Annotated in this window: 23 protein-coding genes and 1 pseudogene; 9 read left to right on the top strand and 15 right to left on the bottom strand. The window is 68.6% G+C overall.

The window, feature by feature from the left end:
• Positions 1-139 precede the first annotated feature (139 nt).
• Positions 140-832, top strand: a complete 693-nt coding sequence (locus BN971_RS12920) for a haloacid dehalogenase type II (RefSeq protein ID WP_085182624.1) — start codon at positions 140-142, stop codon at positions 830-832.
• Positions 833-853: 21 nt separating this feature from the next.
• On the opposite strand, the gene BN971_RS12915 is transcribed toward BN971_RS12920, so the two are convergent.
• Positions 854-1,252: a VOC family protein gene (locus tag BN971_RS12915; protein WP_085182625.1), complete on the bottom strand. Its 399-nt coding sequence runs from the start codon at positions 1,250-1,252 to the stop codon at positions 854-856.
• A 125-nt stretch (positions 1,253-1,377) separates the two neighbouring features.
• Here BN971_RS12915 and BN971_RS12910 point away from each other — a divergent pair, with 125 nt between their 5' ends.
• Positions 1,378-1,848 carry a YbjN domain-containing protein gene (locus BN971_RS12910; RefSeq protein WP_085182626.1) on the top strand — a complete coding sequence of 157 codons (471 nt, stop codon included), beginning with the start codon at positions 1,378-1,380 and terminating at the stop codon, positions 1,846-1,848.
• Positions 1,849-1,859: 11 nt separating this feature from the next.
• Here the strand turns inward: BN971_RS12910 and purQ are convergent, their stop codons facing one another.
• Both purQ and purS read right to left on the bottom strand, forming a co-directional pair.
• On the bottom strand, positions 1,860-2,534 hold the full coding sequence (gene purQ / locus BN971_RS12905; protein WP_085182627.1) for a phosphoribosylformylglycinamidine synthase subunit PurQ: 675 nt from the start codon (positions 2,532-2,534) through the stop codon (positions 1,860-1,862).
• Positions 2,531-2,770 carry a phosphoribosylformylglycinamidine synthase subunit PurS gene (gene purS, locus BN971_RS12900; RefSeq protein ID WP_085182628.1) on the bottom strand — a complete coding sequence of 80 codons (240 nt, stop codon included), beginning with the start codon at positions 2,768-2,770 and terminating at the stop codon, positions 2,531-2,533. Before purS ends, purQ begins: the two co-directional genes overlap by 4 nt.
• A 96-nt stretch (positions 2,771-2,866) precedes the next feature.
• Here purS and BN971_RS12895 point away from each other — a divergent pair, with 96 nt between their 5' ends.
• Positions 2,867-3,505 carry an MBL fold metallo-hydrolase gene (locus BN971_RS12895; protein ID WP_085182629.1) on the top strand — a complete coding sequence of 213 codons (639 nt, stop codon included), beginning with the start codon at positions 2,867-2,869 and terminating at the stop codon, positions 3,503-3,505.
• A gap of 17 nt (positions 3,506-3,522) precedes the next feature.
• Here BN971_RS12895 and BN971_RS12890 read toward each other — a convergent pair whose 3' ends face one another.
• Both BN971_RS12890 and BN971_RS12885 read right to left on the bottom strand, forming a co-directional pair.
• Positions 3,523-5,190, bottom strand: a complete 1,668-nt coding sequence (locus tag BN971_RS12890) for an FAD-binding dehydrogenase (protein ID WP_085182630.1) — start codon at positions 5,188-5,190, stop codon at positions 3,523-3,525.
• Between the two features lie 60 nt (positions 5,191-5,250).
• The gene (locus BN971_RS12885) at positions 5,251-5,955 is read right to left on the bottom strand and encodes a DUF2334 domain-containing protein (RefSeq protein WP_085182631.1); all 705 of its coding nucleotides are present in this window, start codon (positions 5,953-5,955) and stop codon (positions 5,251-5,253) included.
• A gap of 103 nt (positions 5,956-6,058) precedes the next feature.
• Here BN971_RS12885 and BN971_RS12880 point away from each other — a divergent pair, with 103 nt between their 5' ends.
• A complete protein-coding gene (locus BN971_RS12880) occupies positions 6,059-7,672 on the top strand; it encodes a DHA2 family efflux MFS transporter permease subunit (RefSeq protein WP_170322152.1) in 1,614 nt (537 codons plus the stop codon).
• Positions 7,673-7,690: 18 nt separating this feature from the next.
• Here the strand turns inward: BN971_RS12880 and BN971_RS12875 are convergent, their stop codons facing one another.
• Positions 7,691-8,368 (bottom strand): hypothetical protein, encoded by a 678-nt coding sequence (locus BN971_RS12875; protein ID WP_085182633.1) that lies wholly within the window; start codon positions 8,366-8,368, stop codon positions 7,691-7,693.
• Entirely contained in the window at positions 8,320-8,955 is a 636-nt protein-coding gene (locus tag BN971_RS12870; RefSeq protein ID WP_139027101.1) for a TetR/AcrR family transcriptional regulator, read from the bottom strand. Before BN971_RS12870 ends, BN971_RS12875 begins: the two co-directional genes overlap by 49 nt.
• 79 nt (positions 8,956-9,034) lie before the next feature.
• Here BN971_RS12870 and BN971_RS12865 point away from each other — a divergent pair, with 79 nt between their 5' ends.
• Complete coding sequence (locus BN971_RS12865; protein ID WP_245837000.1) at positions 9,035-9,787, top strand: hypothetical protein; 753 nt, start codon at positions 9,035-9,037, stop codon at positions 9,785-9,787.
• Here BN971_RS12865 and BN971_RS12860 read toward each other — a convergent pair.
• Positions 9,784-11,913 carry a S9 family peptidase gene (locus tag BN971_RS12860; protein ID WP_085182635.1) on the bottom strand — a complete coding sequence of 710 codons (2,130 nt, stop codon included), beginning with the start codon at positions 11,911-11,913 and terminating at the stop codon, positions 9,784-9,786. The two genes, BN971_RS12865 and BN971_RS12860, sit on opposite strands and share 4 nt — an antisense overlap.
• Entirely contained in the window at positions 11,910-12,803 is an 894-nt protein-coding gene (locus BN971_RS12855) for a phosphoribosylaminoimidazolesuccinocarboxamide synthase (protein WP_085182636.1), read from the bottom strand. The genes BN971_RS12860 and BN971_RS12855 overlap by 4 nt, the downstream gene beginning before the upstream one ends.
• A 61-nt stretch (positions 12,804-12,864) precedes the next feature.
• Between BN971_RS12855 and BN971_RS12850 the strand changes: the two genes are divergently transcribed.
• Positions 12,865-13,494, top strand: a complete 630-nt coding sequence (locus BN971_RS12850; protein ID WP_090350145.1) for a hypothetical protein — start codon at positions 12,865-12,867, stop codon at positions 13,492-13,494.
• On the opposite strand, the gene BN971_RS12845 is transcribed toward BN971_RS12850, so the two are convergent.
• Together BN971_RS12845 and purB are read right to left on the bottom strand one after the other, a co-directional pair.
• Positions 13,483-14,718 (bottom strand): cytochrome P450, encoded by a 1,236-nt coding sequence (locus BN971_RS12845; RefSeq protein ID WP_085182638.1) that lies wholly within the window; start codon positions 14,716-14,718, stop codon positions 13,483-13,485. The genes BN971_RS12850 and BN971_RS12845 overlap by 12 nt on opposite strands.
• Positions 14,715-16,133 carry an adenylosuccinate lyase gene (purB, locus tag BN971_RS12840; RefSeq protein WP_085182639.1) on the bottom strand — a complete coding sequence of 473 codons (1,419 nt, stop codon included), beginning with the start codon at positions 16,131-16,133 and terminating at the stop codon, positions 14,715-14,717. The genes BN971_RS12845 and purB overlap by 4 nt, the downstream gene beginning before the upstream one ends.
• Before the next feature lie 246 nt (positions 16,134-16,379).
• Here purB and BN971_RS12835 point away from each other — a divergent pair.
• Positions 16,380-17,079, top strand: a pseudogene (locus BN971_RS12835) (DUF429 domain-containing protein).
• Here the strand turns inward: BN971_RS12835 and BN971_RS12830 are convergent.
• Complete coding sequence (locus BN971_RS12830; RefSeq protein WP_085182641.1) at positions 17,076-17,693, bottom strand: TetR/AcrR family transcriptional regulator; 618 nt, start codon at positions 17,691-17,693, stop codon at positions 17,076-17,078. The pseudogene BN971_RS12835 and the gene BN971_RS12830 sit on opposite strands and share 4 nt — an antisense overlap.
• Positions 17,694-17,765: 72 nt before the next feature.
• Here BN971_RS12830 and BN971_RS12825 point away from each other — a divergent pair, with 72 nt between their 5' ends.
• On the top strand, positions 17,766-18,692 hold the full coding sequence (locus BN971_RS12825; protein WP_085182642.1) for an alpha/beta hydrolase: 927 nt from the start codon (positions 17,766-17,768) through the stop codon (positions 18,690-18,692).
• A gap of 39 nt (positions 18,693-18,731) precedes the next feature.
• Positions 18,732-20,315, top strand: coding sequence for a gamma-glutamyltransferase family protein (locus tag BN971_RS12820; protein WP_085182643.1), 1,584 nt, complete (start codon positions 18,732-18,734; stop codon positions 20,313-20,315).
• A gap of 46 nt (positions 20,316-20,361) precedes the next feature.
• Here BN971_RS12820 and BN971_RS12815 read toward each other — a convergent pair whose 3' ends face one another.
• From BN971_RS12815 to purD, 3 genes are all read right to left on the bottom strand, one after another.
• Positions 20,362-21,684, bottom strand: coding sequence for an alpha/beta hydrolase family protein (locus tag BN971_RS12815; RefSeq protein ID WP_085182644.1), 1,323 nt, complete (start codon positions 21,682-21,684; stop codon positions 20,362-20,364).
• Positions 21,681-22,403 (bottom strand): TetR/AcrR family transcriptional regulator, encoded by a 723-nt coding sequence (locus tag BN971_RS12810; protein ID WP_169718647.1) that lies wholly within the window; start codon positions 22,401-22,403, stop codon positions 21,681-21,683. The genes BN971_RS12815 and BN971_RS12810 overlap by 4 nt, the downstream gene beginning before the upstream one ends.
• Before the next feature lie 117 nt (positions 22,404-22,520).
• Positions 22,521-23,789 (bottom strand): phosphoribosylamine--glycine ligase, encoded by a 1,269-nt coding sequence (gene purD, locus BN971_RS12805; protein ID WP_085182646.1) that lies wholly within the window; start codon positions 23,787-23,789, stop codon positions 22,521-22,523.
• Positions 23,790-23,808: the final 19 nt, after the last annotated feature.

Genomic DNA, 23,808 nt, shown 5'->3' with positions numbered 1-23,808 from the left:
CGCTCGTGCGATTACCTCGCGAAATTGGGGGCGGGTCACGCATCCGTGCGGCGCCTCGGTCCGTGCGGCATCGCGGTTCGTGTGTGCATGATCGGGTACCACCATCAACGTTTGAACACCGAAGGACTGTGAGGTTCTGATGCCGACGCCAACTCCCTCCGTGCTGGTCTTCGACGTCAACGAGACATTGGTGGATATCGACGCCCTGGCGCCGCTTTTCGGGAAACTGTTCGGCGATCGTCGGGTTCTGCGTGAGTGGTTCGCGCAGCTGATCATGTACTCGATGACCGTCACCCTCACCGACAACTACGTCGACTTCCCCACCTTGGCCAACGGCGTGCTGCGCATGCTTGGCGACGCGTACCAGGTGAATGTCACCGACGATGACCTGGACGGGCTGAGGACCGGCCTGCTCACGATGCCCGCGCACCCCGACGCGGCCGACGGGCTGTCGTCGCTGCGGAACCACGGGTTTCGGCTTGCCACGCTGACCAATTCACCGCCCAACCCGAACGGACCGACGGCGCTGCAGCACTCGGGCCTGGCCGGTTTCTTCGAGCAGCAGTTGAGCGTGGACAGCTGTGGCGCCTTCAAGCCGTCGCGGGAGGTGTACCGGTACGTGTGCGAGACGCTGAGCGTCTCTCCCGGGGAGTGCATGATGGTGGCCGCCCACCCCTGGGATCTCCTCGGCGCGCAAAGCGTCGGCTTCACTGCCGCCCTCCTCACTCGGCCGGGCAACCCGCCCCTGCCGGTCGGAGGGCTTCCGCAACCGGATTTCGTGGTGAGCGACGTACGGCAACTCGCCGAACGACTCGTCGCCCGCTCGGGCTGAACTTCGCCGGCTGAAAGGCGATCAGTAGACCGCGATCTCGATCAGGTTGCCGTCGACGTCTCGGCAGTAGTGCGAGGTCATCGGGCCCAGGGCGCCCATTCTGCTGACCGGGCCGGAGACGAGCTCGACCCCGCATTCGGTTAGATGGGCACGGGCGTCGTCCGGGCTGCAGTCCGCGACGAAGCACAGGTCTTGCGAACCGGCGGCTTCGACGGCTCCGGTGACCCAATCGGGGTCGTCGGCAAGGGCGCCGACCGGCCGCAGGTTGATCTTCTGGGTCCCGAAGCGCAGCGCGACGCGGTTCGACGGCCCGAACGTCTCGCGGCTCATCCCCAGCACCCGCTCGTACCACGCTGCGGTGGCCTCGATGTCATTGCAATTCAGCACAATATGGTCGAAACGTTGCACCGAGAAAGGCACCCGCGCTCCCCTCCTGCCGTCCGCGCCGCCGACGGCGCCGCGCTCAGCGAATTCTCACCATATTCTTCGGCCTCGCACCACCCGGCTCAAAGGGTGCGCAAAGTCACACCTCGCAGCATTGGTCCATGACGAGCGCGACCAAGGGTCCCGGGTTGATCGAACGCTATCTCCGCACCCGCGGCAGCCGGTACTTCCGGGGCCGGCACGACGGTGAATTCTTCTACGTCGCCAACACCCGGCCCAGGCGCCTGCATGTCCACCTCGAGACCCCTCCCGGCCAGGGCGACGTGGTGGTCATCCGGGTCACGCCGACGACTTTCTTCCCTTCCTCCGAGCGCGCTCGACTGGCGCGGTTCGCCCAAGAGTGGAACCGCCGGGACCGCGCGGTCACCGCGGTCGTGCACGACTCCTCGGACCCGCGGCGCATCGGCGTGGCGGCGCGCAGTTCGCAGTCGATCCCGGACGGGTTGTGCTTCGAGGGCTTCGCCTCGTTCGCCGACGGAACGATCGCCGACGCCATCGATTTCTTCGGCCAATTGGCGCCGACCGGCGAGTTGCCGACCCTCGCGCCACCGCTGCTGCGCGACGCGAGCTGAGACGTCTCGGGTCAGGCCGTCAGCACGGCGTCCAGCGCCGAGTAGAACAGGCCGAGCCCGTCGTCCGAAGGGCCGGTCAGCCCCTCGATGGCGTGCTCGGGATGCGGCATCAGGCCGACGACGCGGCCGTTGGCGGAGCTGATCCCGGCGATGTCGTTGAGGGAGCCGTTCGGGTTGTCGAGATAGCGAAACACCACCCGCCCCTCGCCCTCCAGCTCGTCGAGCACACCGGCGGGCGCCACGTAGCGCCCCTCGCCGGACTTCAGCGGCACCAGCAGCTGGGCGTCGGGCTCGAAGCGCGACGTCCACGACGTGGCGGTCGAGGCCACCCGCAGCCACACGTCACGGCAGACGAAGTGCAGGCCGACGTTTCGCGTCAGCGCACCCGGCAGCAGCCCGGCCTCGCAAAGCACCTGAAAGCCGTTGCAGATGCCCAGCACGGGCATGCCGCCGCGCGCGGCGTCGATGACCTCGGCCATCACCGGAGCGAACTTCGCGATCGCGCCGGCCCTCAGGTAGTCGCCGTAGGAGAAGCCGCCCGGCACCACGACGGCGTCCACGCCCTTGAGGTCGGCGTCGGCATGCCACAGGCTGACGGCCTCCGCCCCGACGCGCCGCGCGGCGCGCGCGGCGTCGACGTCGTCGAGCGTCCCGGGGAAGGTGATGACGCCGATGCGGGCGGTCACTGCGGCTCCCGGCTGATCGTCCAGTCCTCGATCACGGTGTTCGCCAGCAGCGATTCGGCGATCTCGGCCAGCGCCGAATCGTCGACCGTATCATCGACTTCGAGTTCGAATCGCTTGCCCTGCCTGACATTTGAGATTCCCGAGTGGCCGAGCCGGCCGAGCGCGCCGACAATCGCCTGACCCTGCGGGTCGAGGATCTCCGCTTTGGGCATCACATTAACGACCACGCGGGCCACCGGCGCTCCTCCTCTGGTCTGTCTCCCCGCCAGACTCTACCGGCGATGGCGCGGCCACCGGCGCCGGCATCGCCGCGTCGGAGCACAATCGTAGGCATGCAGCTGACGCATTTCGGCCATTCGTGCATCCTCGCGGACTTCGACGAGACCCGCCTGCTCTTCGACCCCGGCACCTTCGCGCACGGCTTCGAGGGCATCACCGGCCTGACCGCCATCGCGATCACCCACCAGCATCCCGACCATGTGGACTCCGCGCGGCTGCCGGCGTTGCTCGAAGGCAACCCGGGCGCCGCCCTCTACGCCGACCCGCAAACCACCGCGCAGCTCGGTGAGCCCTGCCAAGAGGTCCACGTCGGCGACGAGCTGCGCATCGGGCCGCTCACCGTTCGTGCCCTCGGCGGCCGGCACGCCGTCATCCACCCCGAAATTCCGGTGATCGAGAACATCTCGTATCTGGTCGGCGACGGCGAGCATCCCGCGCGATTCATGCATCCCGGGGACGCGCTTTTCGTCCCCGACGAGCCGGTGGACGTCCTGGCCGCCCCCGCCGCCGCCCCCTGGATGAGGATCTCGGAGGCCGTCGACTACCTGCGCGCGGTCGCGCCGGCGCGCGCGGTGCCGATCCACCAGGGCATCATCGCCCCGGACGCCCGCGGCCTCTACTACGGCCGGCTCACGGAGATGACCAGCACCGATTTCCAGGTGCTGTCCGAAGAGGACGCGGTCACCTTCTAGCGCTCGCCACCGAATCCTCAGGCGATGTCGTCGGCGGCTCCGCGACCCGCGGCGCGCCCGGAGAAGATGCAGCCGCCGAGGAACGTGCCCTCCAGCGCCCGGTAGCCGTGCACACCGCCCCCGCCGAACCCGGCGGCCTCACCGGCGGCGTACAACCCGGCCAGCGGCGTGCCATCGGCCTTCAGCACCCGGCCATTGAGGTCGGTTTCGATGCCTCCCAAGGTCTTTCGGGTCAGGATGTGCAGCTTGACCGCGATCATCGGGCCGGCCTTCGGATCGGTCAGCCGGTGCGGCGCCACCACCCGGCCCAGCCGGTCGCCGAGATAGCCGCGGGCGGCGCGGATCGCGGTGATCTGACCGTCCTTGCTGAACCTGTTGGCGACCTCGCGGTCGCGGGCGGTGACCTCGGCCTCGACCGTCGCGTAGTCCAGCGGTTGGACGTCGGGCAGCCGGTTCATCGCGGTTACCAACGCGCGCAACGTGTTTGCGCTGACGAAGTCCACGCCCCGGTCGACGAACGCCTGCACCGGCCCGGGCGGCCCCGAACTGGCGCGATTGCGCAGCAGCGACCGCACGCTCTGGCCGGTCAGGTCGGGGTTCTGCTCCTGGCCCGAAAGTGCGAACTCCTTCTCGATGATCCTGGCGTTCAACACGAACCAGGTGTAGTCGTACCCGGACTTGGTGATGTACTCCAACGTGCCCAGGGTGTCGAACCCCGGGTACAGCGGAACCGGCAACCGCCGGCCGGCCGCGTCCAGCCACAGCGACGACGGGCCCGGGATGATGCGGATGCCGTGTCGCGGCCAGATCGGGTCGTAATTGGTGATCCCCTCGGTGTAGTGCCACATCCGGTCGGGGTTGATCACCCGCGCGCCGGCCCGCTGGGAGATCGCGATCATGCGGCCGTCGACGTGGGCGGGCACCCCGCTCAGCAGTTGCTCGGGGACCCGACCCATCCGCGCCGGCCAGTTCTTGCGCACCAGCTCGTGGTTGCCGCCGATGCCGCCGCTGGTCACGATCACCACCGAGGCACGAAACTCGAACTGGCCGAGCGTTGTTCGCGATGACGGCGCCCCGCGGGGCTCGGCCGACGGCTCCAGCACGCTGCCTCGGACGCCGCTGACCACACCGCCTTCGACGATCAACTCGTCCACCCGGTGGCGGTGCGCGAAGCGCACCGCGGACCGATCCTGCAGCCGGCGGGCGAAGATGTCGACCAAGGCCGGCCCGGTGCCCCACGTGATGTGGAAGCGGGGCACCGAGTTGCCGTGCCCCTGCGCGCCGTAGCCCCCCCGCTCGGCCCACCCCACCAGCGGGAAGAGCTTGAGACCGCGGGCACGCAGCCAACTGCGCTTCTCCCCCGCCGCGAAATCGACGTACGCGTGCGCCCATTGGCGCGGCCAGTAGTCCTCGGGCCGGTCGAACGCCGCCGTCCCCAGCCAGTCCTGCAGGGCCAGTTCGTGGCTGTCACGAATGCCGAGGCGCCGCTGCTCGGGGCTGTTCACGAAGAACAACCCGCCGAACGACCAGAACGCCTGTCCACCGAGGTTGGCGCTGTTCTCCTGGTCGAGAATGAGCACCCGCAGTCCGCGTTCCGCCAATTCGCAGGCGGCCACCAGGCCCGAGAGCCCCGCACCCACGACAATCGCGTCGGCCGCGAAGTCCCCGGCCCAGGATTCCCCCATGTCGCCTCAGCGTAGTGCCCGGTCACGGCCTTCGACCGGGCGGTTGTCCCCGCGCCGGGCTCAGGCGGCGTCGAGCAGCGATTTGTCGGATCGCCAGCGATACACCGTCGGGGTGCACTCCTGCATCAGGGCCAGGTCGACGGCGTCCAGCATCGCCTGCAGCGGCCCGGGCTTGCGCAGTTGCCGGGCGGCCACCGCCACCCGCACGGTGCCGCCGCGGCGCGCGATCCGCTCGGCGGACAGCACGACCATGCGGCACCACCACGGCTCGGTGAGGAACCCTTCGCCGATCCCCAGCACCCGGCTGCGGACGGTGGTGTGCCGGACCAGGTCGGTGATTCCGTGCAGGTCGGCCAGCAGTCGAAAGCCGTTCTGCGGCAGCGCCTTGACGACGCCGGGCGAGACCACCCAGCCCGGTGCCGCGAACAGCCGGGTGCGCAGCCCGAGGTGCTCGAGCACCCGGTCGGCGCCCATCAGCCGCAGGTTCGCCTCATGCGCGCGCAGGACCGCGAATTCGCCGCGCCGCTTCTTGGTGGCGGGATCGTCGTAGCCGTGCAGCACGATGGCGTCGCCGCCCGCGCGCCGGGCGGTCAGCCATTCGACCGTGCGGGGGTCGTCGTCGAGGCGGTAGTCGCCCTTGAGCCTGGGGGCCACCAGCAACGACACCGGCACCTTGCGGGCGTCCATCTGCGCGCAGAACTCGTCGACGTCGGCCAGTGTGCGTTCGCCTATCCCGGAGACCGAGACGATCAGCTTTCCAGACACACCCAAAGTGTGACGATCGCAGGTGTCCGGACGGTGAAGGACACGCGGACGGCAGGCGTCGGGACCCGTCCCCACAGCAAACGACCTCCGGTGTCGATTCGATATGCTAAGCAACGCCATGGACAAGGCCCACTCCGCCGCGGCCGATCCCCCGAAATCCGCCGCCCCCGCTCAGCCGCCGGGCGTTCCCGCCTATAAGTACAAGCTCGACGCCCCTCTGCTGCGGATCGCCGGCGTGTGCGTCCTGGCGACCGTGATGGCGATCCTCGACGTCACCGTCGTCAACGTCGCACAACGCACGTTCATCCAGCAGTTCGACTCCACGCAGGCCGTCGTCGGGTGGACGATGACGGGCTACACCCTGGCCCTGGCCACGGTGATCCCGATCACCGGTTGGGCGGCCGACAGGTTCGGCACCAAGCGGCTCTTCATCGGCTCGGTGGTGGCCTTCACACTGGGTTCCCTCCTCTGCGGGCTGGCGTGGAACATCCTCTCGCTCATCCTTTTCCGGATCGTGCAGGGCATCGGCGGCGGGATGTTGTTGCCGTTGGGGTTCGTGATCCTCACCCGCGAGGCGGGTCCGCTGCGGCTGGGCCGCCTGATGTCGATCCTGAGCATCCCGATGCTGCTCGCCCCCATCGGCGGTCCCATCCTCGGCGGGTGGCTGATCGACACCGCCAGCTGGAAGTGGATCTTCCTGATCAACCTGCCCTTCGGGATCCTCACGCTGATTCTGGCGACGCTGGTGTTCCCCAGGGACCATCCGGCGCGTTCGGAGACCTTCGACGTCGTCGGCGCCCTGCTGCTGTCACCGGGTCTGGCGACGTTCCTGTTCGCCATGTCGTCGATCCCGGGGCGCGGGACAGTCGCCGATCGCCACGTCCTGGTGCCGGCCGCCATCGGCCTGGCCCTGATCGCCGCGTTCGCCGTCCACGCCCTGCGCCGCGCCGATCACCCGCTCGTCGACCTTCGCCTGTTCGGCAACCCTGTGCTCAGGCAGGCGAACGTGACGATGCTCGTGTTCGCCACCGCCTTCTTCGGCGCCGGCCTGCTGCTGCCGAGCTACTTCCAGCAGGTGCTGCACAACACGCCGATGCAGGCCGGGGTGCACCTGATTCCGCAGGGGCTGGGCGCCATGCTCACCATGCGGATGGCCGGACCGCTGGTGGACCGCCAGGGCCCCGGGAAGCTCGTGTTGGTCGGCACCGCGATGATCACCGTCGGCCTCGGCGCGTTCGCCTACGGGGTGGCCCGGCACGCCGATTACCTGCCCACCCTGCTGATCGCGCTGACCATCACCGGACTGGGCATGGGCTGCACGATGATGCCGCTCTCGGTCGCGTCGATGCAGGCGCTTGCGCCCTATCAGATCGCCCGCGGCACCACCCTGATCAGCGTCAGCCAGCAGGTCGGCGGCTCCATGGGGACCGCGCTGATGTCGGTGTTGCTGACCAACCAGTTCAATCGCAGCGAAAGCATCAGCGCGGCCAACAAGCTGGCGGCGTTGCAACACAAGGCCGCCGTCAGCGGGCTACCGATCGACCCGGCCGCCGTCCCGCGACGGTCGCTGGCCCCGGGGTTCCCCGCCGAGGTGCTGCACGATCTCTCCCGCGCCTACACGACGGTGTTCGTGATCGCGGCCGCGCTGGTGGTGGCCACCCTCGTTCCGGCGTCGTTTCTGCCGAAGAGTCCGGCCGCCCCGCAGTTCGACCCGTAGCCCGACGCGGCCCCCGGCTCAGCCGGTGGCCAGGATGGCCAAGTGGGCGAGCGCCGCCGCCAGGGCAAGGATCAGGAACACCGTGACCCGCGGGCTCACATAGGCGCGCAAGAAAGGCCGGGTCGGGAAGGAAAAAGTCTCGGCCACACCCACGAGCTTGTACTTGTGGGCGGCCTGGAAGGCCGGGTCGAGCACCATCTTGAGCAGGTCGCGGCGGGAGCGGTAGCGCACGAAGCCGACCATGGTCCAGCCGGGATCGGGGCCCACCATCCAGGCATCGACGTAGCCGCCGACCTTCCGCGTCGCCAGCGCGGGGTGACCGCCGTGCCGGAACAACAGCGGCATGAAAGACCTTGTGTACGCCCGCATCATGTCGCCTGCCGGCACCTGCGCCCCGGTGTCGGGATGGGTGACCAGGGTGTCGGGCACCCGCACGAGATTGACCATGACGAACTCACGGCCGTCGTCCTCTTCGAGGAACTTGCGGATGATGGCGGGGTCATTGACGCCATCGGGGCTTCGCGCCTCGGCGCCGGCCAGCATGGTCTCGATCTCCTCCGGTGTCAGCCTGCCGCGCCAATTGTCGTAGAACAGCCGGAACCCGATGTAGAGCGCCGCAGCCACCGCCCACACCCACCATCCGGCAATCACGGCCGAGAAGCCCTTCTCGCGTCGGCCGGTCGTGCCGGTGGCCACCCGGTGATCAGCCCGCGCAGCCCCGACCGCCACGACCGGGTGATCTGCCGGGTCGAGCGGGCGTGAGTTCTGGTCAGCAGGTCGAAGGATTCCGGGGAGGTCAGCGCGTCCAGCAGGGAAACCATGTCGTCCGCGTCCGCCCTTGTCCGCCCGGCGATTTCGGGCTCGAAGCACTCGCGGGTCTGCGCGGCCAGCGCCGCCCGGTTGGACGCGACCGCCTCGACCATCCTTTCCTGGTCCAGCGACCGCATCCGGGCGAGCATCAGCAACGGCCCGGCCTGGTCGTAAAGCCGGACCCGATGGCGCACCAGGAAGGCGATCCGTGCCTCGAGGTCTGCGCCCGGCGCCGGCCGGGCGCTGACGAAATGCGAATAGCGAGAACGGAACTGGCCGAGTGCCTGGCCCTGCAGGTCGGCCAGCCCGTCGAAATTTCGGAACACCGAGGACACCGAGACGCCGGCACGATCGGCGACGTCCTGTGCGGACGGTTGGGTCTTGCCCTCCAGGATCAGCGCGAACGCGGCCTCCACCACGGCTTGTCGGCCGCGGTCGCGACGCGCCCGCCGTCCGTCAACGTCGGTGCTCACCCCGGTGAGCCTAGATCGGGCGCGGAGATATTGCTAGTCTGAGTCGCAATACCTTGACATCGATGATTTACTTGCCGGCATGAAATCGTTGCGGAGATGGGCAAGGGCCGCGGCCGCGGCCGGGATCACCGGGCTGAGTCTGACCGCCGCGGCCTGCGGCTCCGCCACGCCGGTCAGCTCGCCGACGGCGGCCACGTCGACGACGGCTACGGCTCCCCCCGTCGTGGTCACCGACCTCGCGGGCAAGCGGTACTGCGAGGTCCTGCTGGTCCACTTCGGCGGTGAGGGCCTCGCAGCCGACGTCTACAACTCCTACGGGCTCAATGACTGCCCCGAGCCGGCGTGGTCGGCGCTGGACGCGAAGCAGATCGCCAAGGACAACGGCGCGCTGGCCGCGGTGCTCAACGGGCCGCGGTATTGGCTGATGGATTCGATCGCCAAGGACGATCCGTCGCAGCAGACGAAAACCTTCGGCGCCATCGCGATGCGCAAGGAGGCCACGGTGCAGATCGGTGATCCGACGACGGCGAAACAGCCCTATACCCCGCACTCGGTGGATCGCCAGACCGTGTTCACGTTCAACGCCGGACGCCAGATCTACGAGCTGGTGGAACCGGGCGGGACGCGCTGGGTGATGCAGACCTGGAGCCAGCAGAAGGACCACGCGCTCGCGCAGGCCGATCTCGCGAACCTGGGGGCGCGGTTGACGCCCCCGGCCGGATGGAAGTACGTGGTCAGCACCCTGTCCGCGCCGCTGGAGGTCACCACCACCCTGACGAGCGCCCAGGTGCTGCAGGACGACCTCGGCGACAGCTACTCCAAGCGGTCCTAGGCGCCGCCGCCGTAGTGGTCGGGGTCGGCGGCGGCCAGCAGCCAGGCGTATTGGAATGCGGTTTCCTGCCAGGCCTTGTAACGGCCGCTGACGCCGCCGTGTCCGGCGTTCATCTGAGTCTTCAGCAGAACCTGACCGCCCCGGGGGTTGGCGTGGCGCAACGCCGCAACCCACTTGGCCGGCTCGACGTAGTAGACCCGGGTGTCGTTCAGGGACGTCATGGCCAAGATGGCCGGGTACCGTGCGGCCGTGACGTTCTCGTACGGTGAATACGATTTCATGTAGCGATAGACGTCCTGGTCCTGCAACGGATTTCCCCACTCATCCCATTCGGTGACGGTCAACGGCAACGAGGGATCCAAAATTGTGGTCAACGGGTCGACGAACGGGACCTGGGCGAGGATGCCGGCGAAGAGCTCCGGTGCCAGGTTGGCCACCGCGCCCATGAGCAGGCCGCCGGCGCTGCCCCCCAGTGCCACGAGTTGGCGCGGCCGTGTGACCCGCGAATCCACCAGGTGCCGCGCCGCCGCCACGAAGTCGGTGAAGGTGTTCTTCTTCTCCAACAGCTTGCCGTGCTCGTACCACAGTCGGCCCATCTCCCCGCCGCCGCGGACGTGGGCGATGACGAACACCATGCCGCGGTCCAGCAGCGACAACCGGGCGATGGAGAAGCTCGGGTCGGTGCAGATCTCGTAGGCGCCGTAACCGTAAATCAATGCAGGAGAGGGAAACTCGATCCCGGCCCGGTGGATGATCGACAGCGGGATCCGGGTGCCGTCGTCGGCGACTGCCCAGTCGCGTCGCTCGACGTAGTCCTCCGGCCGGTAGCCGCCCAGCACAGGCTGCTCGCGCAGCAGCGTGCGCGCCCCGGTGACGAAGTCGACGTCGTAGATGCGCGCCGGCGTCGCCAACGAGCCGGACACGATCCGGAGCTTGGGGGCATCCCACATCGGGTTCCCGGCGACCCCAGCCGACATCAGCTCGGACTCGAACGAGATCTCCTCCGGCGCGCCGTAGCTCCCGTCGGCCCCAATGGGCCACAACTGGATTCGCGGCAGCGCCGCCCGCCGGTAGCTGACCACCAGATGGCCGGCGAAGGCGTCCACCCCGTCGAGCCGAACGTCGTCGCGGTGCGGGATCAGCGTCCGCTGCCGCGTCGGGGCGCTGATCGGCGCCTCGGTGAGGGTGAAGTTCACCGCGCCGTCGTTGTGCAGGATCAACATCCGGTCTTCTCCGCCGACGACGGCGTGCTCCACCGAGTACTCGATGCCGTCCCGTCGCGGCAGCACGACGGTGAATTCGGCCGACGGGTCGGCGGCGTCGGCGTAGCGGACCTCGGACGTCACCGAGGATCCCGCGGCGATCAGGACGTACGACTGGCTTCGGGTGAGCCCCACGCCCAGCCAGAACCTTTCGTCCGCCTCGTGATACACCAACTCCGACGGCTCGCCGGAGCCCAGCCGGTAGCGCCAGACTTTGTCCGGGCGGTGGGCCGCGTCCAACGTCAGGTAGTAGACGGTGCGGTTGTCGACCGCCCAGGTCACGCCCGCGGCGATGTCGGCGATTTCGTCCGGCAAGCATTCGCCGGTGCGTAAGTCCTTGAATCGCAGGGTATAACGTTCGTCGCCGACCGTGTCGACCGAGTACGCGAGCAGGTTCTGATCGGGGCTGACCCTGGCCGCACCGAGCGCGAAGAACTCATGACCCTCGGCTTCGACGTTCGAGTCGAGCAGGATTTGTTCACCGGGTATCTCGGTGTTCTCGTCCAGGACGGGCGGGGTCCAGTCACCGGGATCCGTGACGGGGCAACGGCAGTCGATGCGGTACTGCTTTCCCTCGAAGGTGCGGGCGTAGTACCACCACTGGTCGCGGCGAGTCGGCACCGAGAGGTCGGTCTCCTTGGTGCGCGCCTTGATCTCGTCGAAAATTTTCTGCCGCAACGGTTCCAGGTGGGCCGTCATCTTGTCGACGTAGTCGTTCTCGGCGTCGAGATAGGCGATGACTTCGGGCGAGTCCTTGTCGCGCAGCCATTCATAGGGATCGATGAAGACGTCGCCATGGTGCTCGCGCCGAGTGTCCACCCGCTTGGCGATCGGCGGTACGGGCGCGCCGGGTCCGGCGGTCATGCGCTCGGGCCGATCCAGTCGTCGAAGCTCAGGCCGGAGATCCGTTCGTAGGCATTGATGTACCTCTCCCGCGTCGCCCTCACGATGTCGTCGGGCAGCGGCGGCGGGGGTTGCGGGCCGTAGCGGTCCCAGCCGGATTCTTCGCTGGTGAGCCAGTTGCGGACGAACTGCTTGTCGAAGCTGGCCTGGACCACGCCCTCCCGGTAATCCTCGGCCGGCCAGTACCGGGACGAGTCCGGGGTGAAGATTTCGTCGGCGAGCAGCAGGTTGCCGTCGCGGTCGGTGCCGAACTCGAATTTGGTGTCGGCGATGATGATGCCCTTCGTCAGGGCATGGTCGGCGGCCTGCTTGTAGATCGTCAGCGTTCGGTCGCGCAGCTCGTCGGCGCGCGCCGCGCCCACCAGTTCGACGACCCGGGCGAACGGGATGTTTTCGTCATGGTCGCCCAGCGCGGCCTTGGTGGCGGGGGTGAACAGCGGTTCGGCGAACCTGCTGGCCTCCACCAGCCCGGCCGGCAACGCGATGCCGCACACCCCGCCGGTGGCCTGGTAGTCCAGCAGGCCCGACCCGGTCAGGTAGCCGCGGGCCACGCACTCCACCGGGAGCATCTCCAGCCGGCGCACCACCAACGCTCGGCCGAGCGCCTCGTCGGGGATGCGCGGGTCGTCCGGCGGCCCCGCGAGGTGGTTCGGCGCCGACACCAGGCCGAAGAAGAAGACGCTCATCGCGGTGAGGATCCGGCCCTTGTCCGGGATGGTGCTGTCCAGCACGTAGTCGTAGGCCGAGATCCGGTCGCTGGCGAGCAGCAGCAGGTGCTCGTCGTCGACGCGGTAGATCTCGCGGACCTTGCCGCTGGCCAGGTGCTGGTAGTCGGACAACGCGGGGCGCATCGGGCCAGCCTATCCGGCAGGCGTGCGCCATTTTCCCGGCAGCTGTGCTGGTATCGGAGCTATGACGCGGTTCTTGCCATACTCCACCAGACCACTTCGCCTGTTCGGCCAGCTGATCAGCGACGTCACCATCTCGCTGTGGACGGTGATCTGGGTGTTCGTCGGCCTTGCCGTGCACGACGCCATCGCCACGATCGCCGATGCCGGCCGGCAAGTGGAAAGCGGCTCAAAGGGAATCGCCGGCAACCTGGCGTCGGCGGGCCACGGCGCGCAGCACGTTCCTCTGCTGGGCGACGCGTTCAGCAAGCCGCTCACGGCCGCCAGCGACGCCGCCATGGACCTCGCGGACGCCGGCCACAGCCTGGACACCACGGCGAGCTGGCTGTCGGTGCTGCTGGCGATCGCGGTCGCCCCCCCGCCGATCCTGGCGGTGACCGTGCCGTGGTTGCTTTTGCGGCTGCGGTTTTTCCGCCGCAAGTGGACGGTGACCGCGCTGGCCGCCACGCCGGCCGGTCAGCAACTGCTCGCGCTGCGGGCGCTGGCCAACCGGTCGCCGGGCAGGCTGGCCGCGGTGAGCGCGGACCCGGTCGCCGGGTGGCGACACGAGGACCCCTACACGATCCGGGCGCTCGCCGCGCTCGAGCTGCGCGCCGCCGGGATCAGGCTGCACCGCGAACGGTCAGTCGTGTAGTTCGACGACGAGATGCCGGATGCCGGTGTGCCGATTGCTTCGCGTCCACTCGACCGGCCGCACGACCCGCACGCCGGTGAAGCGCGACAGCAGCTCCTCGTAGAGCACCCGCAATTCCAGCCGGGCCAGGTTGGCGCCCAGGCAATAGTGCACTCCTTGCCCGAAGCCTAAGTGCGGGTTGGGCTTTCGCGAGATGTCAAATTCGTCCGCGCGGTCGAACACGGCGGAATCGCGGTTGGCCGAGCCCTCCCAGATCTGCACCTTCTGCCCGGCCCGGATCGACTGCCCGCCCAGCGTGGCGTCGCGGGTGGCGGTACGCCGCTTCGACGGTGACGGCGACGTCCATCGCACCATCTCCTCGACCGCCGTGGGCAGCAGGTCGAGATCCTCGCGCAGGGCGCCCAATTGCTGGGGGTGCTCGGCCAGCGCCAACAGCCCACCGGCGACCGCGTTGCGGGTGGTTTCCGCGCCCGCGCTGAACAGCAGGCTGAAGAAGAGGTACAGCTCCAGATCCGACAGGGCCGGCGCATCCTCGACTGTCGCGTTCGCGACGACCGAAAGCATGTCGTCGGTCGGGCTGGCGCGCTTGGCGGCGATCAACTCCTGGCCGTAGGCGTACATCCGAGACCCGGCTTCCTCCACCGACAGCTGCGAGAGGTTCGCCTTGCGGGAGCCGCCGAAGTCGAACTGCGGCTCGATCGCCTCGAACAGCCAATGTCGTTCGGATTCCGGCACACCCAGGAGGATGCAGATCATCTGCATGGGAAGTTCGGCGGCGATGTCCACCAGGAAGTCGAACGGTTCACCGGGCGCCACCGCGTCGAGCAGGCGCCGGGTGCGGCCGCGCAGGTCCTCTTCGACGCGGCGGATCATCCGCGGCGTCAGGCCGGAACTGACGAGTCGCCGGATCTGCGAATGCCGCGGGTCGTCCATCATGTTGAGCACCTGGCCCGCGATCGCCAGGTCCTGCAGGAGCGTGCCGCCGTACGGGCGCTGACCGCCGGTCACCGACGAGTACGTCACCGGATCCCTCAGCACCTCAAGGGTTTCCGCGTATGTGGCGACCGACCAGAAGCCCTCGCCGTCGGGGGTGTTGTCGGTCGGTTCGTGCCAGTACACCGGCGCCTCCCGCCGATGGGCGGCGAACAGGTCGTGCGGGAAGCCGTGGGCGAAGTTGTCCAGGTCGGTGAAATCGATGCCCGACAGCGCGCCCGCGAGGGTCATAGGATGGCGCCCGGTTCGTACTTGGCCGCGTCCGGGTAGCGGCCGACCAATTCGTCGACCATGGCGGCCACCTCGTCCACCTGGTCACCCGCGGCGCCGGTGAACGCCTTCTTGTCGGCCAGCGCGGCGTCCAGGGCCGCGCGGTCCAGCGGCAGCCGCTCGTCGGCGGCCAGCCGCTCGAGCAGGTCCGGTTCGGCGCCGCGTTCCCGCATGGCCAGCGCCGTCGCCACCGCGTGTTCCCGGATGACGTGGTGGGCGGCCTCGCGGCCCATGCCGGCGCGGACCGCCGCCATCAGCACCTTGGTGGTGGCCAGGAACGGCAGGTAGCGGTCCAGCTCGCGCTGGATCACCGCCGGGTAGGCGCCGAACTCGTCGAGCACCGTCAGGAAGGTCTCGATCTGCCCGTCCATGGCAAAGAAACTGTCCGGCAACGCAACTCGGCGCACGACCGAGCAGAACACGTCGCCTTCGTTCCATTGCGCGCCCGCCAGCTCGGCGGCCATCGAGGCGTACCCGCGCAGCACCACCTGCAGCCCGTTGACCCGCTCGCAGCTGCGGGTGTTCATCTTGTGCGGCATCGCCGACGAGCCGACCTGCCCCTCGGCGAAACCCTCGGTGACCAGTTCGTGCCCGGCCATCAGCCGGATGGTGTGGGCCAGCGACGACGGCCCCGCGCCCAGTTGGACCAGCGCCGAGAGCACGTCGTGGTCCAGCGAACGCGGATACACCTGCCCGACACTGGTCAAAAGGTTTGAGAATCCGAGGAATTCGGCGATGAGGCGTTCCAGCTCGGCGAGTTTGGCCGTGTCGCCGCCGAGCAGGTCGAGCATGTCCTGCGCGGTGCCCATCGGGCCCTTGATGCCGCGGAGCGGATAGCGATCGATCAGTTCCCGCAGCCGGGTCAACGCGATCAGGGTCTCCTGCGCCGCCGACGCGAACCGCTTGCCGAGTGTGGTGGCCTGCGCCGCGACGTTGTGGCTGCGTCCGGCCATCACCAGGTCGCGATAGGCCACCGCGCGCTCGGCGAGCCGCGCCGCGGCGGCGACCCCGTGTGAGAAGACCAGCTCCAGCGAGCGCCGGATTTGCAGCTGCTCCACGTTCTCGGTGAGGTCGCGGCTCGTCATCCCCTTGTGCACCTGCTCGTGGCCGGCGAGCGCGTTGAATTCCTCGATGCGGGCCTTGACGTCGTGGCGCAGGATCCGCTCCCGGGCGGCGATCGAGGCCAGGTCGACATCCTCGAGCACCCGCTCGTAGTCGGCGACCGCCTCCTGCGGCACCTCCACCCCCAGTTGCGCCTGCGCGCGCAGCACGGCCAGCCACAGCCGCCGCTCGGCGACGATCTTGGCCTCCGGCGACCAGATCGCCACCATCTCGGCGCTGGCATACCTGGCGGCCAGCACGTTCGGGATGCTCACAAGCAGACAGCTTACGGTTGGGCGTTTCGGCGTCGCGGAATGCCGTCCGCGGTATCACGGTGGCCCCTTGCGCCCCTTGGACCCCTTTCGCCTCTGGCCCGGGCGGCACCCGATGTGCCCGCCTCATAGCGACAAGGGCTGCCCACCCATTCAACTGTCGCTATGAGGCGGGCACATCGGAGATCACTTTCGCCAGGGACCACTGTGACTGGTGTGGCGCCATCGGGCCGGCCATACCCTGTGCGCATGTACTTCGCCGGCGTCGATCTCGCGTGGGCCGGGCGGAACCCCACCGGAGTGGCCGTCGTCGACGCCGACGCCCATCTGGTGCATCTCGGCGCCGTGCGCGACGACGCCGAAGTGCTGGCCGCGCTGGCGCCCTTCGTGCGGGGTGACTGCGTGGTCGCTTTCGACGCGCCCCTGGTGGTGACCAATCCCACCGGGCAGCGCCCGGCGGAGGCGGCGCTCAACCGCGACTTCCGCCGGTTCGAGGCGGGGCCCCCGCGCCGCGCGGCTGGCCGGCGCGCTGGGTCTGGACCTGGACCCGCGGTCGGCGGCCGGGCGCCGCGCCCTCGAGGTCTATCCGCATTCCGCGACCGTGGTGCTGTTCCGGCTGGAACGAACCCTGAAATACAAGGCCAAGCCGGGTCGCGGCGTCGATCAGCTCAGGTCTCAACTCCTGCTGCTGATGGACGGCATCGAAAGGCTGGCCACCGCGACGGTGCCCCTGCACGTCGCGCACTACGAGGGCTGGGTTGACCTGCGCCGGCGGGTCGGCGCCGCGCAGCGCAAGAGCGACCTGCGAAGAGCCGAAGACCCCGTCGACGCCGTGGTCTGCGCCTACGTGGCGCTCTACGCGCAACGCCGCCCGGAGGGCGTGACGATCTACGGCGACCCCGCCACCGGGTGCATCGTGACGCCGTCGCTGCCGACGCGCCGCCCTTAGATCTGTACGGGCCGCGGGTCGATGGGCGCGAGCACGTCGACCAGATCGACCAGCGTCGCCAGCGCGGCGTCCCGAGGATCCCTGCCCTCGACGAGGGCCGAAACCACCGAACCGTCGACGGCGCAGATCAGGGTGCACACCAACTCGATGCGCACGGACCGTCCGGATCGTTCGATGGCCTCCGCGACGGCCTCGGCGCGCTGGCGCAGGCTGCGCCGCATGGTCTCCCGCAGGGTGCTCAATCGGGTGCAGGCGATGTGCCGTTCGTACCGCGAGATCAGCTGCTCGGCGAGTCCGGGGCCCGACACGTCGCCCACGAGCAGGTCCACCAGCACCTCGGCGGTGGTTTCCGGTCCGCGCCGCCGCCGCGACAACGCCGTGACCCGCGCCCGCAGCTGCGCGATTTCGATCATCCCGACGTGTTCGACGGCGCGCGCGATCAAGTCGTCGAGCGACGAAAAGTAATACGTGGTGGACGCCAACGGCAAACCGGCCCGACGAGCGACCGCCCGGTGCCGCACCGCCTCGAACCCGCCCTCGGCAAGCAGCTCGGCGGCAGCGCTCACGAGCGCATACCGTCGACGTTCTCCTTTCGGAGTAACCGCTGCAGTCACGAGTGACCATCGTGCCAGAAAAGTGGTACTCCTTTGCCATTTTGGCCAAACGGCCCGCCAAACCGACATGGCATGATGGCCCGCATGCCCGACATGAGCCGACGCACGCTGCTTCGTCTCGGCGCCGGCGCCGCCCTGGGCGCCGCCGGCGCATACGGCCTCGACATCGCCTTTCACGCCCGCACATCTCACGCCACGCCGGTTGCCGGGCCGGTCTCTCGCGCCGCCACGCGGGCGCCGTTGGCGCCGCCCCCACCGCCGCTGGAACCGCCGGCCCCGACGCAGCCGGCGCCGACCATGGTGACGGGATCGTTCGTGTCGGCGGCGCGCGGCGGCGTCAGTACGAACTGGGCGATCGCGCGTCCGCCGGGTCAGACCAAGGCCCTGCGACCGGTAATTGCGCTGCATGGCAAGGGCAGCGACGCGTCGACGGTGATGGCGGGCGGGGTCGAGCAGGGGCTCGCCCAGGCCGTCAATGCCGGGCTGCCGCCGTTCGCGGTGGTCGCCGTGGACGGCGGCGGAAGCTACTGGCACAAGAGGGCGTCCGGGGAGGACAGCGGCGCCATGGTGCTCGACGAGCTCATCCCGATGCTGCCCGGCCAAGGTCTGGACACCTCACGGGTGGCGTTCCTGGGGTGGTCGATGGGCGGCTACGGCGCACTGCTGCTCGGTGGGCGGCTGGGCGCGCCGCGCACCGCCGCGATCTGTGCGGTGAGCCCCGCGCTGTGGCTGTCCTCCGGCGCCGCCGCGCCCGGCGCATTCGACGGCCCGGACGACTTCGCGGCGAACTCGGTGTTCGGAATGCCCGCGCTGGCATCGATCCCGATCCGGGTGGACTGCGGCGACAGTGACCCGTTCTACGGCGCGACCAAGCAATTCATCGCCCAGTTGCCCAACCCGCCGGCCGGCGGCTTCTCGCCGGGCGGTCACAACGGCGAGTTCTGGAGCTCTCAGCTGCCGGCCGAGCTGACCTGGATGGCGCCGCTGCTGACGGCGTAGCGTGCGGCGTCGCCACGCGGCGGCGTTACGCTCGCGGGGGTGACGAAACGTTTCGGTTGGGAATTCCCCTACGCCTGGCCGCGAAAGCCGGTCCTGGCCGAAAACGTGGTGTGCACGTCCCAACCGCTGGCCGCCCAGGCCGGACTACGGATGCTCGCCGAGGGCGGCAACGCCGTGGACGCCGCCATCGCCACCGCGGTCACGCTCACCGTGGTGGAACCGGTGTCGAACGGGATCGGCTCCGACGCCTTCGCGATCGTGTGGGACGGCGCACGCCTGCACGGGTTGAACGCGTCGGGACGTTCGCCCGCGGCGTGGACGCCGGAGTTCTTCGGCCACAACGCCGTTCCCGCACTCGGCTGGAACTCGGTGACCGTGCCGGGCGCGGTGTCCGCGTGGACCGAGCTGCATGCGCGGTTCGGCAAGCTGCCGTTCGCGAGGCTGTTCGTGCCCGCCGTCTCCTATGGCCGCGACGGCTTTCTCGTCTCGCCGACCGTCGCCCAGCAGTGGGCGGCGCAGGCTCCGCTGTTCGCCGGCCAGCCCGGGTTCGCCGAGGCGTTCATGCCCGAGGGCCGGGCGCCCAAACCCGGTGAGCTGGTTCGGCTTCCGCACCACGGCGCCACCCTGGAGAAGATCGCGTCGAGCAACGGCGAGGAGTTCTACCGCGGGGAACTGGCCGCCGCGCTCGAGGCGCACTCGTCGGCCAACGGCGGGGCGATGCGCGCCGGCGACCTCGCCGCGCACCGGGCTGACTGGGTGGAGACGATCAGCACCGGCTACCGCGGATACACGGTGCACGAACTGCCGCCCAACGGTCAGGGAATCGTCGCGCTGATCGCGTTGGGGATCCTGGAGCACTTCGACATGGCGGCGCTGCCCGCCGATTCCGCCGACAGCGTTCATCTGCAGATCGAGGCGGTGAAGCTCGCCTTCGCCGATGCACAGGCCTACGTCACCGACATCGACCACATGACGCTGCGTCCGGAACGCCTGTTGGACAAGGGATACCTGGCGCAGCGCGCGGCGCTGATCGACCCCAAGCGGGCACAGCCGGCGTCGGCCGGCGCCCCGAGCGGGGGAACCGTCTACCTGACGGCCGCCGACGCCGACGGGATGATGGTGTCGATGATTCAGTCCAACTACATGGGATTCGGTTCCGGGGTGGTCGTTCCGGGTACCGGGATCGCCCTGCAGAACCGGGGAGTGCACTTCTCCGCCGACGAGCGTCATCCCAACCGCGTCGGGCCGAACAAGCGCCCCTACCACACGATCATCCCGGGCTTCGTCACCAAGGACGGCGCACCGGTGATGAGCTTCGGGGTGATGGGTGGCACCATGCAGCCCCAGGGCCACGTCCAGGTGATGGTGCGCATCGCCGACCACGGACAGAATCCGCAGGCCGCCTGCGACGGTCCGCGTTTCCGATGGGTGCAGGGCACCGAGGTCACCTGCGAAAGATCTTTCTCACGAACAACACTCGACGAGCTCGTCCGGCGCGGTCATGACCTCGTCTCAGTCGACGACTACAACGAATTCGGTAGCTGCCAGGCGATCTGGCGTCTCGACGACGGGTATCTGGCCGTGAGCGACCCGCGACGCGACGGGCAGGCCGCGGGTTTCTAGGTTGCTCTTGCACCAAATGACCTGTACCGCAATGAGTGCCGACGATTTATAGCAGCCGGGCCACGTTGAGCAGCTCTTTCGCTTTGGATTCCCCCAGAGACTTGCCGTATTTGCCGAACAGGTCGACGAAAAGGTCGCGTGTGGCTGAGCGCGCGAGTTCCGGCGCCGGACCGGCGCAGAAAACGTGGTTCAGCCAGTCGAAAATCACGGCCTGCGCGTAGCTCAACCCACCCATTTGGCAGTGGCTCGACGCGCCCTCAGCCCGCGTGAACAGGTGGATGCAACGGTCGCACTTCAGGGCGAGCATGAAGTCGAGCATGTCGACGATGATGTCGGCCGAAGGCGCGGCCGCGTCGTGAATGTCGTCCTCGCTGAACAGAAACAACATCGGCTTCCGGTAGCGATCCGCGAGATCCTTGACGCTGTAGGGCTGGTAAACCTGTACCCATTCGTGGGCGTTGCGCACACCCAAAGTCCATTCCGAGTGTTGAAATCCCCAGCGGACGGGGGCGTTGACCTTCATGATCAGCTTCAGTGCCGCGTCCGTGAAGCCGGCACTTTTGAGCAGTCCCTTCATTCCAGCCCGGGCGGCCGCACCGCAGTCCACGACCAGCGAGTTGGGAATACAGGCACCGATCCGTTGGTCGAGCGCACCTCGCGTGGCCAGGTAGCCACCCATCGAGTACCCGATGATGGCCAGCTGGTCGGGATCGACATCGGAGCGCGTGCAGAGGTAATCCACCACCGCCCCCACCGGCTTTTCATAGTCGGGCCGAAAGGTCAGACCCGGGTTCGTCTTCAGGGCTCCCCACTGCCCGGGCCCCTCGAACATCAAGCAGTTCCAGCCATGACCACGAGCGGCGGCACCGATCCAGTAGTAGAGCTCTTCCATGGTCGAATCAAAGCCACCGAGCGCGATCAGCGTAGGACGCCGACCTCCCCCGCCAGAAGCGAAATACGCTGGTAGCCGGGCGCCTTCAAAAGCGATATTCAGGCTTTCCAGCGGAGTGTCCATCAAAGCGATCGCCCGGTGAAAGCAATCCCTGCTGCGCTGCCAGAACTGGGTGTGCCGGATGTCGGTGTGGGCGGCATAGAACACCGCCATCCGGTAGTAGTTGCTGGCGCGCTGAAAGGCGTCCCGGGCACCTACGCGGTTGCCCAACCGCTCTTCGCGATCAGCGAAGGCCGCGACCCGGTCGGCTGTGGCGGCCCATTCGGTGACCCAGCTGTTGAAATCGTTGTTCTTGACTCTGAGCATGGTTTCCATGCACTCGCCGTATTCGGCGGCGCCCGCTGCCTGCAATGACAATCCGCGGACGAACTCGAAATTGAACCCCCCCACGGTTTTCTTGGCGAAATCGACCTTCATCGCGCAGCTCCCTTCGACGTTGGGTCGGCTCGCCGAAGCGCATCGATCCAGCTGTTCACGGCCTTGGCATCGGCACGGTACAACGCACCGGGCGGGACACCGAGATAGCGCTCAATCGCTTCGATGTGCGCGCCGTGGGCGGCCACGATCGCGTCCGTCGGTGGCGCTTCCGGTGAACCGAGCGCCACCGCTATCAGTTGTTGGGCAACCGTGTCCTGCAACGCCTGAACCAGGGTGACAACGATTGCACCGGCTTGGTCTGGAAACGCGGTGGCGAACCGCCGCTCGTCGACACCCTGTCGCACGATCATCGCTACTTGCGGGGCGAGGCACTGTGCCACAGCCGATTGGACCCGTACGCGCAGGACAGTGTTATCGGGCCCGTACCAGACCGGAAGCATCGCCACGAACAGGCCCTGGCGCGCAGACTTCCAGCGAATGATCTCGTCGAAAAAGCGCTTCAACTTTTCATCGGCAGCCAGATTGGGGTTGTTGGCGATCGGGGCGAGCGCTCGTGCCGATTCGCCGACGAGCCGCTGGGTGAGGGACTCGATGACTGCCGGCTTGGAATCGAAGTAGTGGTAGAAGGCACCCTTGGAGATCTGCAGCTCATCGAGAAGGTCCTGCACGGTGAAGCGCTCGTAGCCCTTCGACAGGACCAGCCGTTGAGCGGCATCCAGTATCGCCTCACGTCGCGCGGCGTGCTCGGTGACATTCACGGTACGAGCCAATGTGCCCCGCCTTGATAATTAAACCAACGGTTGGTTTATTAATCGAGTCTGCCCGCATCCGGCACGGGAGTCAATACCCGTAAGGCGCCAGCCGTCACCGCCGGCCTACAGGTGGATCCTGCCCTCGGCCGCGGCCAGGGCGATATCGCGTCGGAAATGACTGCCGGGCAACCGGATCGAACGCAGGACGCCGTAGGCGGCGGCACGTGCCGCGGTGAGGTCGTCGCCCGTGCCGACCACCGACAGCACCCGGCCGCCGGATGAGACGATCTCGCCGTCCGCGCGCCGCGCGGTCCCGGCGTGCAGCACCCCCTCGGCTTCCGCGCCGGCGATCACGTCCCCGACCCGGGGACGCCCGGGATAGTTCTCGGCGGCCAGCACCACGGTGACGGCGGCGCCGTCGCGCCAGCGGGGCTCGCCGAAGTCGGCCAGGGTGCCGGTGGCCGCGGCGTAGAGCAACTGCCCGAGAGGTGATTCCAGCAGCGCCAGCACGGCCTGCGTCTCGGGATCACCGAAGCGGCAGTTGAATTCGACCACCGCCGGACCCTTGGCGGTGATCGCGAGGCCTGCGTAGAGCAATCCGGTGAATGGGCAGCCGCGCCGGACCAGTTCGGCGGCAACGGGTTTGACGATGTGATCGACCATTTCGGAGTAGACGTCACCTGGCAGCCACGGCAGCGGCGCGTAGGCGCCCATGCCGCCGGTGTTGGGCCCGGCGTCACCGTCGCCGACCCGTTTGAAGTCCTGGGCCGGCAACAGTGGCACCACGGTGGGGCCGTCGACGACGCAGAACAGCGACACCTCCGGGCCGTCGAGGTACGACTCGAGCAGTACGGGGTGGCCGGACTCCAGCAGTCCGGCGGCGTGGGAGCGCGCGACATCTCGGTCCGACGTCACCACCACGCCCTTGCCGGCTGCGAGCCGGTCGTCCTTCACGACCCAAGCGGGGTCGCCGGCAGGCGGCCCGAACCTGTCCAGGGCCGCATCCAAAACCGCTGGCGTGTCGACCGTCTCACTCGTCGCGGTGCGTACACCCGCCGCCGCCATGACCTCTTTGGCGAACGCCTTTGAGCCCTCGATGCGGGCCGCGTCCCTGCTGGGTCCGAAGCAGGCGATGCCGGCCGCGCGCACCGCGTCGGCGACGCCGAGCACCAGCGGTACCTCCGGACCGATCACCACCAGGTCCGCACGCACCTCACGCGCCAGCGCGACGACGTCCTCGGCCGAGGCAACGTCCACGTCGTGCTGGTCGGCCAGCCGGGCGGTGCCGGCGTTGCCCGGGGCGATGGCCAGGCCCGTGACCTTCGGGTCTTTGCGAAGCGCCAGCAGCAGCGCATGCTCACGGGCTCCGGAGCCGATCACCAGGACGCGCACGACACGTCACTCTAGCGGG

It is taken from the genome of Mycobacterium bohemicum DSM 44277, from assembly GCF_001053185.1.
Taxonomy (GTDB): domain Bacteria; phylum Actinomycetota; class Actinomycetes; order Mycobacteriales; family Mycobacteriaceae; genus Mycobacterium; species Mycobacterium bohemicum.
The sequence above is the reverse complement of the archived record's forward strand: the minus strand, read 5'-3'. Positions and strand labels throughout refer to the sequence as shown.